Source organism: Granulicella sp. dw_53, from assembly GCF_018449545.1.
Classification (GTDB): domain Bacteria; phylum Acidobacteriota; class Terriglobia; order Terriglobales; family Acidobacteriaceae; genus Edaphobacter.
In genome coordinates this window covers 302,819-322,196 of record NZ_JAAVUR010000005.1, presented here as the reverse complement: position 1 = coordinate 322,196, position 19,378 = coordinate 302,819, and the positions used below count along the sequence as shown (strand labels likewise).

Genomic DNA, 19,378 nt, shown 5'->3' with positions numbered 1-19,378 from the left:
GAAGTGCTTCGCCTCTCTGAAGTCAAGAAAGGCTCAACACTATCTCCAAATACGCTGATTTCTAGAAGGAAGAGGATCGGATCGCGCGCCTTTTGGAAAATACGACGGCACGACGTACATCCAGATCATCACCATACGGAAACTATGAGAAAAGGTCTATAGAACTTTGGTACTAATTCCTTCAGGCCTGCTTATCAAGCACTGCGGGCGAAGCATGATTCAGTCATTTCTGTTCCTTGTGAGAGCCCTCGACAAACCCCTAACATCGGATTCGGATGTCCACTTCGAGGCTATGCACATACGCGAACCTATCTCTCCCCTTCGAGAAGCTACTGTTGCCTCAGCACAGCTCAAAGACAATGGCGCAGTCTCCTTCTTTGGATTAACGCTACATCCCAAGTCGTTGCCTGAGTTAGTTGCATTAGTGGAAGAAGGTGTTGTAGGGGACAAAAGATGGATTATTTCCAACCATAATTTACACAGCGTCTATCTCTTTCACCGTCGCCCCAGGTTGCGCGAGTTTTATGCAAATGCAGACTGGACCTTTATCGACGGGATGCCGCTGGTGGCACTAGGACGGCTCTATGGCTATCCACTGAAGCGCGAGCACCGAGTTACGCTGGCCGACTCTCTTCTTCCGCTTATGGCGGTAGCAGCACAAAGAGGATGGCGAGTCTTCAACCTCGGTTCACCTCACGAAGTAGCTGAGAAGGGCGCGGCGGAACTCCGCAGGTTGTATCCCGGTCTTCAGATCGAGGTAAGTGGTGGATACTTCGATGCCAGGCAAGGCAGTGCAGAGAATGAAGCTCTGTTGGAGCGCATCAATTCATATCGCCCTGATCTGTTGATGGTAGGAATGAGCATGCCACGACAGGAGTATTGGACATATGAGAATGCGGCTCGGCTTGAAGCAAGCGTGATCCTGTCATCGAACGGCGCGGCCATCGATTACATCGCAGGTGCTGTACCTACGCCGCCACGTTGGGCCGGCCGTATGGGTTTGGAATGGGCCTTCCGTCTGGTAAACGAGCCTCGTCGCCTCTTCAGGCGTTACTGCGTGGAGCCCTGGTACGTCCTAAGTTTATTGATGATGGATTATCTACGTACCGGCGGCAGACTAAAGGCCAAAGCACAACGAGGGGGTTGAGCAAGCACTCTGACGCAGGTTTACAGAATCGGTCGAACGTTTGCATAAGTTATCTTGACCGCGGGAACAAGGCTTAACCGGAGGAGACATCACAATGAATCGCAGAGACTTTGTAACGGCGTTAGGAGCGGCAGCAGCCGCGAATTGGAGTTCGTCTACAGCGATTGCACATGCCGCGATGTCGCCTTTGAAGCAGTTGGCTGATCACAAAGGATTAATGTTTGGATCTTCGCTGGCGTTGAAGTACTTCACCCAATCTCCTGCTTACAAACAGCTATTTATATCTCAGTGCGATATCGCAACGCCGGAGTTGCAAATGAAATGGAACTCCCTGAGTCATCAGCCGGGCGTCTACGACTTTGCATCGGCCGACCAACTGGTTACATTTTGCGAGACGAACCACATCAAGGTGCGAGGACACACTTTGGTATGGCACGATTCCCTGCCCGCATGGATACCAGGCCGCCTCTCGTCAACGACCGCCGAGACCATCATGCTGGATCATATTCATGCAGTCGCCGGACATTTCGCTGGAAAGCTTTACTCCTGGGACGTAGTAAATGAAGCGTTGGATCCTGGCAGTCAACGACAGGATGGACTCCGGACAAGTCCTTGGCTGCAAAACATCGGTGTGGACTACATAGAGAAGGCATTTCGCGCCACGGCTGCTGCCGATCCTCATGCTCTTCTGATATGGAACGAAAACTATCTCGAGGTGTCCAATGGGTTCGGCGCTGCGAAGCGCAGAGCGATGCTCGCCCAGCTTGACATTCTATTGGAGCAGGGAGTTCCGATTCATGGCATCGGACTGGAATCGCACCTCCGAGGCAACCAGGCAAATGTTCTAGGCGATGCCAGCTACGAAGCATTTCTTGCCGAACTCGCGAAACGCGGGATGAAGATCTTCATTACGGAGCTTGATATTCAAGATGTAACCTTGCCCGCGGACGTCAGCGAGCGTGACCAAACAGTCGCTGATATCTACAAGAAATTTCTTACTGCTACCTTGCGGCAGTCGGCAGTAAAAGGTGTGATTGCATGGGGCCTCTCGGATGCCTTCACATGGCTCTCCGGATATGCTCCACGTAAAGATGGTTTACCTGCGCGCCCTCTTGCGTTCGACGCGAACTGTCAACCCAAGCCGGCCTACTACGCCATAGCGGATGCACTTGAGACAGCACCTCGTCGGGCCTGATTTCGCAATTTTTGCAAATAGCTCCAGGTGTCTAACGAGTCATCTTCACTGCAAACCGAAAGCTAAAGGAGTTTGAGCTATGGTTCTTGTCTCAGCCGTGATCCCAACGCGAGGGCGACCGGAGCTATTGCTTCGTGCGGTGCGCAGCGTTCTGGCCCAGACTCTACGACAGGTCGAGGCAGTGGTTGTCATCGACGGCACAGACCCGGCCACAGAACAAGCATTGACAAGCTTAGCTCAGGAGGACAGCCGAGTCCGTGTGGTCGCGTTACCTACCAGCATCGGAGGATCCGATGCGCGCAACCGTGGAGTGACTGAAGCCTCAGGCGAATGGATCGCGTTCCTCGATGATGACGATGAATGGCTCCCCGGCAAGCTACAAGCTCAGCTCGACGCGGTGACAGCATCCACGGCGCCAGTTGTAATCGGGACTTGCAAGATCATTGCACGCACACCTGGTAAGGACTACGTGTGGCCGCGCCGAATGCCGGAACCAAATGAGCCGCTCTGCGAGTATCTATTGGCGCGTCGTACCCTCTCTCGCGGTGAAGGATCCATTCAAACATCGACCTTCTTTGTGCGCCGCACCTTGATGCAAGCCCAGCCATTCAAAAGCGGCCAGTTGAAACACCAGGACACCGAGTGGCTGCTAAGAGTGGGTCAATTACCTGGCGCCAAGCCCGTGTTTGTCAATGAGATTATGGCAATTCACTACATTGAAGAAGAACGCGCTTCGGTAAGCAGTAAGTCGAACTGGCGTTACTCACTGGAGTGGGTGCGCCGCGATCGGCATCTCTTTACTCCTCGCGCACTGACTGGCTTTGTTCTGCACCAAATTGCGCCGGAGGCATCAGAGCAGGCGGAATGGCGTGCCTTCCCCACACTTCTATTTGAAGTTCTACGCCACGGCAAGACTACGCTTCGTGATTATTCGATCTTTCTGGCTATGTGGTTGCTGCCTCGTCGGCATCGTCGGCGTTTGCGCGATTGGATGGCTCGACGTCCAGCATTGGGAGCCTTGGTGCACTCGCGATGAAGATTCTTCAGCTAACTCGTCAGTTCCTTCCCTCCGAAGGCGGAATCGAAAGTGTTGTGGAGGGGCTCGGCTGTGCCCTGCAACAGAGGGGACATACTGTACAGGTAGCTACGTTAAAGTCGCTGTTTGCCAGCGGGACGATGGCATCGAAAGAATCGGTTGAAGCAGGACTGGCGGTGCGGCGTATGCGGCATTGGGGGCCGCGCCGCTATCCTGTTGCGCCTGCGGCCCTCGCGGAGATTCGCGGATACGATCTGGTGCATATCCATGCGATCGATTTCTTCGTGGACTATCTGAGCATATTGCGGCCGCTCCACCGCATCCCCTTGGTGGTCAGTACCCATGGAGGCATCTTTCACACGAAGTGGGCAAGCCGCTTTAAGCAAATGTACTTCAACACGATAACCCGCTTATCGCTGGGAGGCGTGGGTGCGGTGGTATGTGTAAGCCAACAGGATCGCGAGAAATTCGAAGAGATCGTAGAACCGGAACGCATCCATCTGATCGAAAACGGCGCCAACATCGATCGTTTTTGGAGCGTGAAGAAACGAGTGGAGCCCGGTCTGTTATTGGGGATCTCGCGACTGGCGGAAAACAAATGCGTTCACAAAGTCTTAGAGGCAATGGCTCCTTTGAAGGATCGCTATCCGGCGATGAAGCTCGAATGGGTCGGTGCGGACTTCGCTGGGCTTCGCGATCCACTCGAACGCCGTGCTATCGAGCTTGGTCTCGGCGGACGAGTCCGCTTTCGCGGCGCGACCACTCGAGAGGAGTTGTACAGCCTGCTCGAACGGGCTCATTTGTTTGTGTCAGCATCGGCCTATGAGGGATTCGGTCTGTCGACGATCGAGGCGATGAGCGCAGCGACGGTGCCAGTAGTCACCGCAGTGGGTGCCCATCCTGATGTGATCCAGCATGAAGTAAACGGATTTTTGGTGGATGCAGAGGCGAAGGACCTCTCTGCATACTTGATGCGCGCGCTGGAGATATCGCCAAGACAGATAGCAACCATGGGAGAGGCAGCGCGCAATGCGACACGGCGATTCTCTTGGACAGAGATCGTACCGCAGTACGAGCGAATCTACAGTCACGTACTCGGGACCGTTCCAAACACAAGCATGGTGGCACTATGAGTGAGGGAATCGTAATCTTCCGCATTCAACTATTGCCGCGTTCCGAGACCTTTATCGTCACCCAGGCTGCGGCAATGCGGCGCTTTGAGCCTTACTTCGTAGGATGGCGCAGGGTAGCCGGATTGGAAGTTCCTGAAGATAGGAGTTGGACGGCCGACAATGGCAGCCAGTGGGGAAAACTTCGCGAGCTGCGCTTCCGTTACCTGGGCCCCACAGCCGATAACCTCGCGCGACTTCAGACACAATCGCCTAGGCTCGTCTACGCGCACTTTGCATTGGATGGCTACGCAGCGATGCGTCTTGCAAAACAGCTTGACGTGCCACTCGTGACAGCACTGCACGGCTACGACGTAACAATAAACGACAATGTCCTGGGCGAGACCCGTCTTGGACGCGAGTACCTGAAAGGACGCGCCAAGTTACAGCAGGAAGGCGCGCTCTTCGTGGCTTGTTCTGCATATGTCCGCGCGCGAGCTATTGAACGCGGATATCCTGCCGATCGCACAATTGTTCACTCCATCGGTGTGGACATTACGGAGTTCCAGCCTCCTTCGACTCAACGCGAGGGGCAGTTAGTCTTGTTTGTCGGGCGGTTGGTAGAAAAAAAAGGTTGCGCCAGCCTGATCGAAGCCATGGCCAAGGTGCAGCGAGACTGCCCCGAAGCCGAACTGATCGTGATCGGGGACGGCCCGCTTCGTGCGGCCTGCGAAGAGCTGGCCGCGGCTCGGCAAGTCCGCTGCAGATTTTTGCGATCGCAGCCACCCGCCGTCGTGAAGGAATGGATGGCCAAGGCGTCGGTCTTCTGTGTCCCGAGTCTGGTTGCTGCTTCGGGCGATGCAGAGGGCTTCGGCATCGTGTTTATCGAGGCACAGGCCATGGGATTACCGGTCGTCAGCACAAGAAGCGGCGGGATTCCGGAGGCTGTAGAAGATGGAGAGACCGGTCTCCTCGTCGCACAAAACGATCCTGACGGACTGTCCCAAGCCATCCTGCGATTGCTGCAAGACGGCGAGCTATGGCAGCGCTTCAGCCTCGCGGGTCGCAGACGAGTAGTGGAGCGCTTCAACTTGGCGCTTCAAACGAAGCGCCTCGAGGACCTCTTCGGAGATATCATCGCCTCGCCGAAGAGACATCTAGCAAACGAGGGGAACAGCATCCCCAATTATTCCTTGCAGGGAGCGCCCGCCGCTTTCCCGTCCGAATCTTTGCCTCAATCAACCGCGAAATATGATGGAAGGAGCGTTGCCGGTGGGTCTATCAACTGAGATCGTGAGTGAAGTTGCATCATCAAGGGCACCGGTGGCACGCCGCTTCTACCAGCCGGAGCTCGATGGCCTACGGTTCTATGCATTCCTTGGTGTGTTCTTGTGTCACACATTGCCATTCGAAGCTAGCTTCTACCATGGTCTGCATCTGCCGCTTCCATGGTTCTGGGGTGCGACAGTCAAGGCCGGAGCAGCAGGCGTCGACCTCTTCTTCGCGCTAAGTGCATTCCTGATCACGTCCCTCTTGTTGAAAGAAAAACAGGAGACTGGTGAAATCTCACTCAAATACTTTTATCTGAGACGGATCCTGCGGATCTGGCCACTCTACTTCCTGGTAATAGCTTTGGGCATTGGACTCTCGCATACGGTAGCGAAGCAGAATCTGCCGTGGTATTACGTCGCAGGCTATCTTCTCTTCGTCGGCAACTGGGTACATGCAGTGTTCGGGCGGCCAGAGTCTATCGCGTTTCCTCTGTGGACCGTCTCCATCGAAGAGCAGTTCTACCTGATCTGGCCGTTGATGGTGAAGGTGCTCGAGCGTCGCGGAATCATCATATCGGCCATCGTTATGTTTATTCTCGCGACGGTATGCCGTGCAGTCTTTGTAGTTGCGGGGATCAGTGGAGGATTCATCTACTACGGCAGCACCGCACGTTGTGATTCGATCGCTCTCGGTATCCTGATTGCGCTCTTCGCAGATCGTCTGCCAAAACTTGGAACCCTTGCACGTCTCCTATTGGTAAGCGGCGGTCTCCTAGGCTGGATTCTCGCCTCCGCCTGGCTGACGGATCAACCAGGCCCCATCAGCATGCGCGAAGTTCCGGGACGATTGATCATCTCACTCGCCGCAGGAGCGATGCTCTACGGTTGTCTCCATAGCCGAAGCAAACTATTAACAGGTTCCTGGGTGGTAAGTCTAGGCAAGGTCAGTTATGGGCTTTACCTGCTGCATCTGACAGGACTACTCCTGGCAAAAGGTCTCTTTCATCCGGTATCGGGAACTGCGATCCTCGCCACCAAAGCTGTGGGATTTGTTCTCACAATCATTTTGGCATTCGCCTCGTATCGATGGGTCGAGTCACCTTTTCTGCGACTAAAGGATCGCTTCGCCAGAGTTCTCAGCAGGCCAGTCTAAGGAGCATATTTGTCGGGAATATTTTCAACAAATCGTTGTGCCAGATAAATCACCTTCTTACATTTAGCTCGTATGACTTAAGGGAAGATAAAATTTTTATAACGGAATCATGACCTTGAAATACTTTTGCCGAACCTGATCCTTAGCCTCCTGCCACCAACTCTCTATTCACCTTAAAGGAAGGCCCATATGGATAAGCTCGCACTTCAATCTTCGAATACCGTTATCTCGGTCGGCCCATCGACGCCGGAACTCACACTTCGTGAGATATGGATGATGTTGTGGCGGCGCCGTATCATCATCTATAGCAGCGTCGCCGTCTTCCTTCTGCTCGCGATCCTCGCATTGATGGTGTCAACGCGACGCTACAAGTCGGTCGGGGAGATTCAGGTACAAAAAGATTCCATCAGCTCCCTTGGCCTGCAGACTGCCGGCGCGGATGCTCCCTCCGACGCTCTTGAAGAGAACATGGTCCTGCAGACGCAGGCCAAAATCCTGGCATCGGACTCGCTCGCGCTTCGCGTGATCAACGAGCTTCACCTTGAGCAGACGGATGACTACAAGGAGAAGTGGAGTCCCATCAGTTGGGTCTTTGGCTTGCTAAGCCAAAAAGGAAAGCCAGACCCCAAAGGAGCGACTCTCGAGAACTCCCCTCATCGCCGAATGAGAGTTCTAACTACCTTTCACAGCAAGGTAACCGTAAAAGTAGTCGATGGAACCCGTCTCATCGACGTGGAGTATCTGAGCCCCGATCCCCAATTGGCAGCGGCAGTTGTGAACCACATGCTGCAAGCCCTGATCGAAAGCGGCTTTCAGGCACGCTATGACGCAACGACACAAGCTTCGACATGGTTGAACGAGCAGCTTGGAGATCTGCGCGCTCAGACGCAAGAGTTGCAGTCGAAGGTCGTCAAATTGCGCCAGGACTCCGGCGTCTTCGCTCTGGGAGAGGTCGATAGAGAAGGAAAAGACCAGGTCTACAGCCCAACGCTCGACAAGTTGCAGATGGCAACGCAGGCGATGTCACAGGCAAAATCAAATCGCATCCTGAAGGGCGCGATCTACGACGTCGTGAAGACCGGCGACCCTGAGATGATCTCGGGATTGAGCGGAAATACCATCCTGGCAAGCTCTTCTTCGGGAATCGGCAGCTCACTAACACTGATTCAAAACCTTCGACTGCAGGAGGCCAACTTACAAGGTCAGTTGGATGAGCTCTCAGCGAAGTTTGGAGCCTCTTACCCGAAACTCTCCGAGCTACGCGGCAATCTGAATGCGGTAAAGGGAGCGATCCATGCGGAAGTAGGTCGAGTCGCAGAGCGCGCACGCAACGACTTTGTCGTCGCTGAGCAGACAGAGCTGAATACCCGCAAAGACTTCGAGGCTGACCGAAGTCAGGCTGAGATGCTCAACAACAAGACCATCGAATATCAGATGGTCAAACAGGAAGCCGAACAGAGCCGCTCGTTGTATGACGATCTCTTACGTCACCTGAAAGAGTCGGGACTGTTAGCTGGACTCCGCTCGACGAATATCTCGATCGTCGACCCCGGTCGGGCCGCCGACAAACCAGCTAAGCCCGTGACGTTGCTCTACCTGATCGGAGCGATTGCGGGAGGCTTGTTCTTCGGTGCTGCCGCTGCGCTGCTGCGTGATGTAACGGACGCGAAGATTCAAGACGTACGTGAGATCTCACGCGGCCTTGGTGAGATGCCGCTCTGCGTACTTCCATACCAGAAGGAGTATTCGGGTCTCCCTGCAAAGTCCAATCCTGTGGCCAACTCTCCAATCGTGAGGCTGCCAACTCTGGACAGCCCTCGCTCTATCTTCGTGGAGTCCCTTCGCTCGCTGCGAACTTCCCTGCTGCTATCCAGAAGCGGCTCGCCTCCACGCTTGATCATGGTTACAAGTCCGTTGGCAGGAGAAGGTAAAAGCTTCATAAGCTGGAATCTCGCCATTCTGTTTGCACAACAGGGAAAGCGCGTTCTACTGTGCGATGCCGACCTCCGCAGACCGCGTCTGCATCGGGATCTGCAGATCAATGTGGAGACTGGATTGAGCACAGTTCTGACTGGGCTCTCGGACGACTATGGAGCCTCTGCCGTCATTCCCGTGCCCGAGGTTCCTGGCTTCTATCTGATGCCCGCTGGACCTATTCCGCCATATCCTGCGGAGCTCCTGTCGTCGGACATGATGGCGATACTACTGAAGGGATGGGAGTCACAGTATGACTTAGTCCTTCTGGATACTGCCCCCGTACTGCCGGTGACGGATTCGGTTGTTCTAAGCTCGTTCGTCGACTCAGTTCTTCTCATTGCCCGCCATCAAAAGACACCCCTCTCTGCACTTGAGCGGAGCTACCAGATGTTGGAATCTGTACCGTCTGAGAGGAACCGTAAAATCAATGTCTTGGTCAATGGAGTGCGCGAACAGCCAGCGGCCGGCCATGTATTTTATGAGTATCTAGGAAAAGAATCTGTGAGGACCTAAATGAAGAAGCTAACTCTAATTTTCGCTCTATCCTTCTTTGTTTTTTCCGTAACCCAGAGTTCGCTAGCCCAGAAGGAGACCTTACTGATCGGACCTGGCGATACGTTACACATCCAGGTCTATGACACGCCAGAGATGGAGCAACGCGCCCGCGTCACCGATTCCGGCGATATCCCGCTCAGCTTCCTGGGCAACGTAAAAGTAAGCAACATGACACCGGGACAGGCTGCAAAAGAGATCGAACGCAGCCTGATCGCTTCAGCCATCATGTTGCACCCGCAGGTGACGGTGAGAGTAGATCTATACGCCACTCAAAACGTAGCAGTGATGGGACAGGTAATAAAACCTGGGCTCTACGAAACAGATACTCGCCGCAAAGTAATCGAAGTACTGGCCCTCGCCGGAGGTCTAACCGACGCCGCAGATCGGCACATAACAATTGAGCGTCACGGCGACCCAGATAAGAAGTTCGACTACTACTACTCCAACACCGCCGGAACCGCTCTGGATGACGATCCAATGGTCTACCCGGGCGATACGGTGATCGTACCCAAGGTTGCAGTTGTCTATGTTCTCGGCGACGTCTTGAAGCCTGGTGGCTATCCCGTAAACACCAATAACTCGCAGATGACCGTACTGCAGGCCATCTCGCTTGCTGGCTCCGCGAATCATACCGCAGCGGTAAGCAAGTCGAAGCTGGTCCGCAAAACTCCAGGTGGAGTTGAAGAGATCGATCTTCCAGTGAACGCGATGCAGAAAGGCCAAAAGGCGGACATAGCTTTGAAGCCGGATGACGTGATCTATGTTCCCTTCAGCTTTATGCGCAACGTTGTTGTGAACGGTCAATCGATCCTGGCATCGGCCACCTCGGCTGTCGTATATACGCATTAGACCTTCTACTACCAACGAGGAGTCTAATTTGGCAACCGCGCAAATTCTTAGACCGCCCATAGCCGGCGAGCATAGACGGCCAGCAAGTAAGACCGAAGCAACAGATGAGTTCTGGGGCCGCGCTTCCACCTGGGGCCTCCTGGCTCCGCTGCTCTACTTCGCCCTCGACGGCGTATCTCCCTTCGTAAACGGGGGAACCGCCATGCGGGCTGTGATGACCAGCTCGGCGGGAGGAGCTATCATAGATCGCCTCGGCAATATCCTGATCTTTGCCGCCTGCATGTTTTTCGTCATTCGCAGACATGAGTCGATCCGCAGGCTCAGCCTCAAGGTCAGGCTGATAACGATCTTTCCCATAGTCGCGATTCTTCTCGCACCCGTATCGCAGCAGGTTACAAGAACGATCAGCTCCGGCACCGTCTTGTTGGGGGGCATCTTTCTGATGCTCTACATCATGTCTCGATACACCTTCAACGAGGTGATGGAGATCTTCCTCGTCCTCGGTACCGGTACGATCGTCGCAAGCATCTTGTTTGCGCTCGGTCTGCCCCAGTACGGTCGAGACCTGATGGGCGGCCATTCCAGCGCCTGGAAAGGCATCTTCAGCGCGAAGAACTATCTCGGCAACATGGCGTTGTTCTTCCTGACCGTGGCCGTAGCGTACCGTCCTCGCACCTCGTTCTTTCGATCCCTACGCCTCTCGCAGATCTTCTTTTGCTTAGTCGCCATCGCTTTCTCCAGGGCCGCAACCAGCTATATGCTGACTGCGGTCTACATCGCTTATGCGGTAGTGACGAATATCCTTCGCGGCTTTCGCAAGAAAGACTACTTCGTCACCTTCATCGTATTCGCGGTGATCTTCGGCTCTGTCATTGCAATGATCGTCCTCGAGCCCACATTCCTGTTCAGCCTGTTGGGAAAAGATGTAACCCTGACCGGCCGCACCGAGATATGGGACGCCGTCCTCGGCTCGATCGCCAAACGGCCCTTACTAGGCTATGGATATCAGGCGTTCTGGCTTGGGTTCAAAGGCGAGTCCTATCGCATCATCCTCACTGTAACGTGGGCCTTAGGACAAGCACAGAACGGATTCCTGGACGTAACTTTGGAGATGGGCGTCATAGGGCTCGCCCTCGTGCTCCTCATCTTCGGCTTTGCCTTCCGCGACGGGTTGAGTTGCCTCTTAGGTTCCCGAGACGAAGGCCTGCTTCGAGCAGTGGAGTGGTATCTCATCATCGTTATCCTCACTCTCATCTACAACCTGGACGAAAGCTTCCTCTTCGAGCCCAAGCATCTTGGCTCGCTGATGTTTGTAATCGCCTGCGTAGGTTTGAAACTGGAACGAAAACGCCTGCTGGCATCCCAGCTTCGCTGATACAGCTTCACCATCACTTAGCGCGCTACTCCTACAACGTCGACTAGACTCTGCTCCGAGACCACATTCAGTCTTGCGCCTGTATGCGTCAGTTTCTTGGCGGCGTCGGACCAATGAATGTGTGTCAACTCCGATCTGCCTCTCTCATAGTCATAAGTGGTTCCATCGTCGCTATAGAGATCGAAGTCCGCATCCTTCCCAGGAAAGACCCGCAGAGTTGCGATCTTCTGTACCTCATTTGTGCTCTCCACAACCGAACCCAGCGGCAGGATAGAGCCGGCACGCACGAAGACCGGAATGGTATCGATCGGTGCGTTCACAGTGACCCTTTGGCCACCTTGCAGCCGCTCATTCGTCCAGAAGTTGTACCAGTCAGTTCCGGCCGGCAGATAGACCTCGCGTGTCGTTCGCCCCTGTTCCGTCACCGGCGCAATCAGAAGCGACGGCCCAAACATATACTCGTCTCCAATGTTCGCGACCTTCGGATCATCGCCAAAATCCATGAATAGGCCGCGCATGAAGGGTGCTCCCGTCTCATGCGACATGTGGCCCAGCGTGTAGAGATACGGCATAAGCTGGTAGCGAAGCCGAAGGTACTTCGCCAGAATCGGCTCTGCCTCTTTACCGTAAGACCACACCTCATTCTGCGGACGGCTGCCATGGCTACGAAAGTTCGGCTGAAACGCACCATACTCGAACCAGCGAACGTAGAGCTCCGGATAGTCATCGTAGTGCCCAACGTTATCTCGTGCATCGGAGGGGTCCAGCAAGGGCGCACGCTCCGGGGTGTGGGTAGACGGAAGATACTGCCAGCCACCAATATCGGTGCTCCAATAGGGCATCCCCGAGGCTACGAAGTTGATTCCAGTTGGGACCTGCCGCTTGAGCGTATCCCAGTTCCCACTGATATCCGACGACCAGAAGATCGTGCCATTATGCTGCGCGCCGATGTAGGAATCGCGCGCCAGGATAAGCGCCCTAGTCTGCAGATCTTTGCGGAAGCCGTTATAGAAGGCTGCAGTGTGAAAGAGCGGATATACGTTGAAGTATTGCGTCCCAGGACCGACATGGAAGTAACTTCCGTTCGGAGGTAGATCTGGTTCAGTCTCGTCGGCCCAGAACGCATCGAAACCCTTACTCACATAGTTCTCTTTCACGACGTTCCAGTACCATCTCGCAGCATCGGGGTTGGTGGTATCAATGTCCGATCCAGCACGATCATAGGGCAGACCATTGGTAGGTGTGCCATCGGCAAGCTTCTCAAACCATCCGTTCTTCAAAACCGTATCGTAGAAGCGCGACTCGGGTACGAAACGCGGCCACACGCTGATCATCGTATGAAAGTTCATCGCATGGAGTTGCCGGTTCATCCCGGCAGGATCAGGCCATTTGGAGGGATCCATATCCATCTCACCCATCTTCGTGTAGTGGAACCAGTCGATCACCAGATCGTCGATAGGCAGATGGCGGTCGCGATAGCCCTTCGCTACAGCCAGTAACTCCTCCTGGCTGGTATAGCGCTGCTTGCATTGAATGTAGCCATAGGCGGACTTAGGCAGCATGGGAGTATCCCCCGTCAGCAGCCGATAGCCCGTGTAAACCTCGTCATAGGTCGCACCAGCGATGACAAAGAACGAGACCCGCTGCCCGACATCCGAGGTCCAGCGCGTGGAGTCGTTGAATCCAAAGGCCACCGTCGTAGCCGAGGGATTGTCCCAGAGAATTCCATAGCCCTTGTTCGTAACCACGAACGGAACACAGACGCTCTGCCCCGACGGAGCGTTATAGTCATGTGCGCACCGCAGCACATGCCCGCGGCGGTCCAGAAATCCCTCCTGGTTCTGGCCCAGACCGTAGTAGTGCTCGTCCGGCGGCGAAGCGAAGGTAGCGCCGACCTGAAAGAAAGGCGGATCCGTAGGGCGGCGGTCGTACAGAATGTCGGCGTTGCCGTCCTTGTGGTTGGGCACGGACATCTGCCAGCCATGCATCTGCAGAAGCGAAGCGCCTTCCGGAGTAGTAATCGAGATCCCTACCCCAGGCGTCGATCCATTGAAGAACTTAGCAATATCAGCCGCCGTGCCCGTGCGGACGGATCTTCCACCCTCCGGCGCAACCGTAACGATCATCCGCGAAGATCGCAGCACATCGCCCGACTTGCCCTGTTCGACGCTCCAGCCCTTAGCCGCCGGGGCAGCCGTGATGCCATACCCCGGTGCAGCAAGCGCGTCCTCCTTGCGCAGGCTGATGCTGACGCGAACGACATTCGGAGCATAGGGCTCCACCAGCACCGTCGCCTCGGCACGGCTCAAGCGAAGCTCCTGGGCATATGCGACCGGCAACACAGCGAGCATCCCAAGCAAGCCAGCAACAACGGAGTGGCGATAAAGGGTCCAGCCAGGGAGGGCAAGGGTCTTCGATACATTCATGCGGTCATTATCTCTTTCTATGTTTCGCCGAAGGATGTTTGCGGACATCCCCCAGAGCCGATGCCGTCACAATTGGAAGCTTGTCTCGGTACTCTAAACTGCACGCGGTTAGTCTGTATAGCTATCAATTCTCCATTACTATATCGATTTATATTTTTCATACGGCTTCACAACTCAGTGCGCCGCGACGTAGAGTAGAGCGACGGCGCAACAACGCGCAGTCATCAAAGACAACCTCTTTCCAGCGGACGCAGCCTACTAAAGCAAGCGCCGCGAGATTTGGACTAGGCAATGAAAGATATCTTCCCTGCTCGTCTTGTGACAGTCATATCGGCTGCCATCTGCCTTACCTGGACCACCGCCTTTGCCCAATCGGCCCCTGCGCCCGCAAAGATGCCCTGGATGGACATCACCTTGTCCGCCGACCGTCGCGCCGAGATGGTATTGGAAAAAATGACACTCGAAGAAAAGTTAAGCCTGGTACACGGAACGGGCTGGGGCGTGCTGCGTAAGGGAGCCCCCGTACCGCCTCGTTCGAACATGGGAGCCGGCTACGTCCCCGGGATCGAAAGGCTCGGCGTCCCCGATATCAATCTCGCGGACTCCGCCGTAGGAGTCCGCATGGCCGCTCCCGAAAGCCGCTATGCCACCCTGCTCCCCTCCGCCATGGCGCTCGCCGCCACCTGGGACGAGAGTGCGGCACACCTCTACGGAGAGGTCATAGGCCGCGAGTTGCGGGCGCAAGGCTTCAATATGTCCATCGGCGGCGGAGTCGACCTCACCCGCGAACCCCGCAACGGCCGGAACTTCGAATATGTAGGCGAAGACCCGGTGCTAGCCGGCAATATCGTCGGACAACTGGCGCTCGGCGTGCAGTCGCAACAGGTCATGGGAGACATCAAGCACTTCGCCTTCAACGACCAGGAGACCGGCCGCAGCGTCGTCAACGTGCAGATGGACAAGCGCACCATGCGCGAGACCGATCTGCTCGCCTTCGAGATCGCCATCAAGCTCGCCCACCCCGCTGGCGTCATGTGCTCCTACAACCTGGTCAACGGCGCTCACGCCTGCGAGAACGACTACCTCCTGAATCAAGTGCTGAAGAAAGACTTCGGCTTCAAAGGCTGGGTCCTCTCCGATTGGGAGGCCACCCATAGCACCGTCCAGGCTGCAAACGGCGGCCTCGATCAGGAACTACCCGGAGACGACTTCTTCGGAGCTCCCCTCAAACAAGCAGTCGCAACCGGCAAAGTCTCGATGGATCGCCTCGACGATATGAATCGCCGCATCCTGCGCAGTATGTTCGCCGCCGGCGTCGTGGACCATCCTCCTGTTCGTAGCGTGGTCGATCCCTTTCGCGGCAAGGACGACTCCCGTCACATCGCCGAAGAGAGCATCGTGCTCCTCAAGAACGCGGGCCACCAGCTTCCACTCAATCCCGCTACCCTTCACACCATCGCCGTAATCGGAGGCCACGCCGACGTCGGAGTGCTCTCCGGAGGAGGCTCCGCGCAGGTCGACGCACCCGGCGGCAACGCCATCGCTCCAGAACAAGGCTCCGCGCTCTGGGGCAAGCCGGTCTACTTCCCTTCCTCGCCCTTGAAGGCGATTCAAAGACTCGCTCCCCACGTCGCTGTGAAGTACGCATCAGGCGAACAACCCGCGGAAGCCGCACAACTAGCCCGTTCGAGCGATCTGGCCATCGTCTTCGTAACCCAATACATGTCCGAGTCGGTAGACTCGCCGACCCTCTCCCTGCCCGACGCCCAGGACGCGCTCATTCAGGCAGTCGCGGCGGCCAATTCCCATACCATCGTCGTGCTCGAAACCGGAGGTCCAGTCTCCATGCCCTGGATCGGCAATGTCAGCGGCGTACTTGCCGCATGGTATCCAGGGATCGGCGGCGGAGAGGCCATCGCGGACCTGCTCTTCGGCGTGGTGAACCCGTCCGGCAAGCTGCCCATCACCTTCGCAAAGCAGGACGCGGATCTGCCGCAGCCCCGCATCGCCGGCATGACCGAAGATAACAAGCCACGGCGAGAGCTTAGTGAAGATACGCATACCGGCTTTGACATGACCTACCCCGAGGGCGTCGCCGTAGGCTATCGCTGGTTTGAGATAAAGCACCGGCAACCCCTCTTCGCCTTCGGACACGGCCTCTCCTACACGACATTTCAATACTCAAACCTCAGGATCGACGCTGAAAAACGTAGCGTCCAGTTCCGCCTCACCAACACCGGAAAGCTCCCCGGCGCCGAGATCGCTCAGCTCTATGTAACGCTTCCCGCAAGCTCCGAAGAGCCTTTCCAACGCCTCGCCGCGTGGCAGCGTATTCCCCTCGCGGCAGGCGAATCGAAGCTCATCTCCCTGCCCCTCAACCCGGCTTACATCTCCATCTTCGATGTCCCCGCTAACCAGTGGAAGCTGCTGCCGGGAGAGTACAGAATCGCGGTAGGTGGTGCATCCGACACAGCGTTACTTAAGGGAGTGACACAAATTCGCTGATGTCGATAGCATCTTCGGAGTGGTAGAACTATCCCATCCCATGAAGCGACCGATATCTCAGAATCAAGATCGCCCCATCAGCCTTAAGACCCTGGCCGAACATCTCGGTCTCTCCCCTGCAACCGTCTCTCTGGTGGTGAACAATGCGCCAGGCGCGAAGAGCATCGCGCTCAAAACGCGGGAGCGCGTCCTCGCGGCGGCAAAGAAGTTCGAGTATAAGCCCAATTTTCTCGCGCGCTCGCTTCGCACCCGCCAGACCTTCACCATCGGCGTCATTGTGCCGGAGTTCAGTGAAGGCTACTTCACCATGGTCATGAATGGGGTGGAAGAGCACCTTCTCCAGACCGGCTACCTGCACCTCGTCGTCAGCCACCAGGGAAGACCCGATCTCATCGACGAGTATCCCCGCCTGCTCACAGAGCGCGCCGTCGACGGCTTTCTCCTGGTAAACACGTTGCTGCGCGCACCACTCGACGTCCCCGTGGTCTCCATCTCCGGTCACAAAAAGATGCGCGGCGTCTGCAATGCCATGCTCGACCACGACCACTCCGCCCAGCTTGCTCTACAGCATCTTTACGACCTCGGACACCGGGATATCGCCTTTATGAAGGGTCAACCTCACGCCCTCGACTCCGAGTCCCGCTGGCAGAGCATCCTTCAGTTCGCAGAAAAGATCGGCATCCGCATACGCCCGGAGCTATGCGTCCACATCAGGACAAACTCCTGGTCTCCCGAGCTTGGATATCCCGTCGTCCGCGATCTCCTGGCCTCGCGCCGCGACTTCACTGCGATCTTTTGTTTCAACGATATCGCCGCCATCGGCGCCATTCGTGCCATCGTCGATGCCGGTCTGCGCTGCCCGCAGGATATCTCCGTCGTCGGCTTCGACGATATCTCCAGCGCCGCCTATCACACGCCAAGCCTGACCACCATCCGCCAGCCACTGCGCAGAATGGGTGAGATGGCCGCGCAACTGCTCGTAAAACGCATTCAGCATCCACACGAGCCTTATCCCGACACCATCATGTTCGAACCCGAACTGATGATCCGGGAATCGACCGGCCTAGTGCGACAACAGCGAAAATCCACTCGCCAAAAGCCGCCCGTCGAATAAAGACCTGAACCAAACTCCGCAACGAAATGGTCCACCCTAACCTCGTGGATCTCAACCTGCGCTCCAAAAACGTCATAGAAAAATGATAGAAAAAATGAAAAATGAAGATATTTCTTTGGAATAAAAACGCCATAAAGGTGTCTCTAATGCAAGAGTGCTACTAGCTGAGCCTTCGCCGTACATCCATTCATCCTCCAGTTGGTTCCAGGGACGACGATCGGATGTAACGGGAGATGCAGAGTCGGACTGCCTTCGAGCGGTGCGGCCAACCGGCAAAAGTCAGATTTCTTTGAAAGAAGCCATGATGAAAAATTACTCCCCCCTATCGAATCCTCCTTCGACAGCTTCAGAGGCTCGCACGCTTGCCCTCGCGTCGCTTGGTGGTGCGCTTGAGTTCTACGACTTTGTAATCTTTGTCTTCTTCACCACCGTAATCGGCAAAGTATTCTTCGCTGCGAGCCTTCCGGATTGGGTGCGTCAGACCCAGACCTTCGGTCTCTTCGCAGCCGGTTATCTCGCTCGTCCCTTAGGTGGAGTTGTGATGGCGCACTTCGGCGACAAGCAGGGCCGCAAGCGCATGTTCACACTCAGCGTTCTGCTCATGGCGATTCCTACCCTGCTGATCGGGTTCTTGCCCACCTACAGCTCAATCGGCGTAGCCGCCCCGCTGCTTCTACTTGCGATGCGCATTCTCCAGGGAATCGCCATCGGAGGCGAAGCCCCTGGTGGCTGGGTCTTCGTCGCCGAACATGCGGAGCGCGGCAGGGTCGGACTCGCAGTGGGTCTGCTCACCAGCGGACTGACCTGCGGTATCCTGCTCGGTTCGTTGGTTGCGACTGGCATGAATCTGAAGTTCACCCAGGCCCAAATGATCGACGGCTACTGGCGGGTCCCTTTCGTGATCGGTGGAATATTCGGCTTCATCGCAATGTTCCTCCGCCGCTGGCTCCAGGAAACCCCTGTATTTGAGCAAATTAGAATGCGCGCAGCCGTCTCCCGCGATCTTCCACTGCGCACCGTCCTGAAAAGCCACGGACTGGCAGTGCTTGCATCGATTCTAAGTACCTGGACGCTTACGGCAGCAATTGTCGTCGTGATCCTGATGACTCCGGCGCTACTGCAAAAATCCTTCGGACTGCCGCCATTTGCAACACAATTAGCAAACTTGGGCGGTACAGCAGGACTCTGTGTCTCCGCACTGGCAGTGGGTGTCGCGACAGACCGCTTCGGGATACGCCGCGTGGCCGTTCCGATGATGCTCTTGTTGATCGTCGCAACCTACGGTCTCTACTACGGAGCCCTCCGCATGCCCTCCGCGCTGCTGCCGCTCTACATACTGGCCGGAATCGGGGCAGGGGCCGTCACTTTGACACCCATTCTGATGGTTCGCGCATTTCCGGCGCCCGTTCGTTTCAGCGGAGTCTCCTTCTCCTACAACATCGCCTACGCCATCTTCGGCGGAGTGACCCCACTCTTTGTCTCATGGCTCGTCCACCTCAATCGAATGGGACCGGCGCATTACATCGCCGCCGTCACCTGCATGGGGCTGCTCGTTACGCTCCTCGCGCCAGTCAAATACCTGTCCGATCGATATAGCGGCGACATTGCAGTGGATGGAAGCTTGGCTCAGTCTTCCTCAATCATCTAAATCTTCGGGCGGTTGCAT

General features: G+C 55.9%; 13 protein-coding genes. 12 read left to right on the top strand and 1 reads right to left on the bottom strand.

Annotated features, from left to right (window positions below):
* Positions 1–214: 214 nt before the first annotated feature.
* The 9 genes from HB393_RS10325 to HB393_RS10285 all read left to right on the top strand — a co-directional run bounded on the left by HB393_RS10325 (position 215) and on the right by HB393_RS10285 (position 11,667).
* The gene (locus HB393_RS10325; RefSeq protein ID WP_255550965.1) at positions 215–1,147 is read left to right on the top strand and encodes a WecB/TagA/CpsF family glycosyltransferase; all 933 of its coding nucleotides are present in this window, start codon (positions 215–217) and stop codon (positions 1,145–1,147) included.
* A gap of 94 nt (positions 1,148–1,241) precedes the next feature.
* Entirely contained in the window at positions 1,242–2,342 is a 1,101-nt protein-coding gene (locus HB393_RS10320) for an endo-1,4-beta-xylanase (protein WP_213805078.1), read from the top strand.
* Between the two features lie 79 nt (positions 2,343–2,421).
* Positions 2,422–3,378 (top strand): glycosyltransferase family 2 protein, encoded by a 957-nt coding sequence (locus HB393_RS10315; RefSeq protein WP_213805077.1) that lies wholly within the window; start codon positions 2,422–2,424, stop codon positions 3,376–3,378.
* On the top strand, positions 3,375–4,511 hold the full coding sequence (locus HB393_RS10310; protein WP_213805076.1) for a glycosyltransferase family 4 protein: 1,137 nt from the start codon (positions 3,375–3,377) through the stop codon (positions 4,509–4,511). Before HB393_RS10315 ends, HB393_RS10310 begins: the two co-directional genes overlap by 4 nt.
* Entirely contained in the window at positions 4,508–5,776 is a 1,269-nt protein-coding gene (locus HB393_RS10305; RefSeq protein ID WP_213805075.1) for a glycosyltransferase, read from the top strand. Before HB393_RS10310 ends, HB393_RS10305 begins: the two co-directional genes overlap by 4 nt.
* The gene (locus tag HB393_RS10300) at positions 5,760–6,911 is read left to right on the top strand and encodes an acyltransferase (protein WP_213805074.1); all 1,152 of its coding nucleotides are present in this window, start codon (positions 5,760–5,762) and stop codon (positions 6,909–6,911) included. The genes HB393_RS10305 and HB393_RS10300 overlap by 17 nt, the downstream gene beginning before the upstream one ends.
* 189 nt (positions 6,912–7,100) lie before the next feature.
* Positions 7,101–9,401 (top strand): polysaccharide biosynthesis tyrosine autokinase, encoded by a 2,301-nt coding sequence (locus tag HB393_RS10295; protein ID WP_213805073.1) that lies wholly within the window; start codon positions 7,101–7,103, stop codon positions 9,399–9,401.
* On the top strand, positions 9,402–10,292 hold the full coding sequence (locus HB393_RS10290; protein WP_213805072.1) for a polysaccharide biosynthesis/export family protein: 891 nt from the start codon (positions 9,402–9,404) through the stop codon (positions 10,290–10,292).
* Between the two features lie 28 nt (positions 10,293–10,320).
* Positions 10,321–11,667, top strand: a complete 1,347-nt coding sequence (locus HB393_RS10285) for an O-antigen ligase family protein (protein ID WP_213805071.1) — start codon at positions 10,321–10,323, stop codon at positions 11,665–11,667.
* Positions 11,668–11,684: 17 nt separating this feature from the next.
* Here the strand turns inward: HB393_RS10285 and HB393_RS10280 are convergent, their stop codons facing one another.
* Complete coding sequence (locus tag HB393_RS10280; protein ID WP_213805070.1) at positions 11,685–14,093, bottom strand: glycoside hydrolase family 31 protein; 2,409 nt, start codon at positions 14,091–14,093, stop codon at positions 11,685–11,687.
* A gap of 291 nt (positions 14,094–14,384) precedes the next feature.
* Here HB393_RS10280 and HB393_RS10275 point away from each other — a divergent pair, with 291 nt between their 5' ends.
* The 3 genes from HB393_RS10275 to HB393_RS10265 all read left to right on the top strand — a co-directional run bounded on the left by HB393_RS10275 (position 14,385) and on the right by HB393_RS10265 (position 19,360).
* Entirely contained in the window at positions 14,385–16,598 is a 2,214-nt protein-coding gene (locus HB393_RS10275) for a glycoside hydrolase family 3 C-terminal domain-containing protein (RefSeq protein WP_213805069.1), read from the top strand.
* A gap of 40 nt (positions 16,599–16,638) precedes the next feature.
* On the top strand, positions 16,639–17,712 hold the full coding sequence (locus tag HB393_RS10270) for a LacI family DNA-binding transcriptional regulator (RefSeq protein ID WP_213805068.1): 1,074 nt from the start codon (positions 16,639–16,641) through the stop codon (positions 17,710–17,712).
* Between the two features lie 301 nt (positions 17,713–18,013).
* A complete protein-coding gene (locus tag HB393_RS10265) occupies positions 18,014–19,360 on the top strand; it encodes an MFS transporter (RefSeq protein WP_255550964.1) in 1,347 nt (448 codons plus the stop codon).
* The last annotated feature ends 18 nt before the right edge of the window (positions 19,361–19,378 follow it).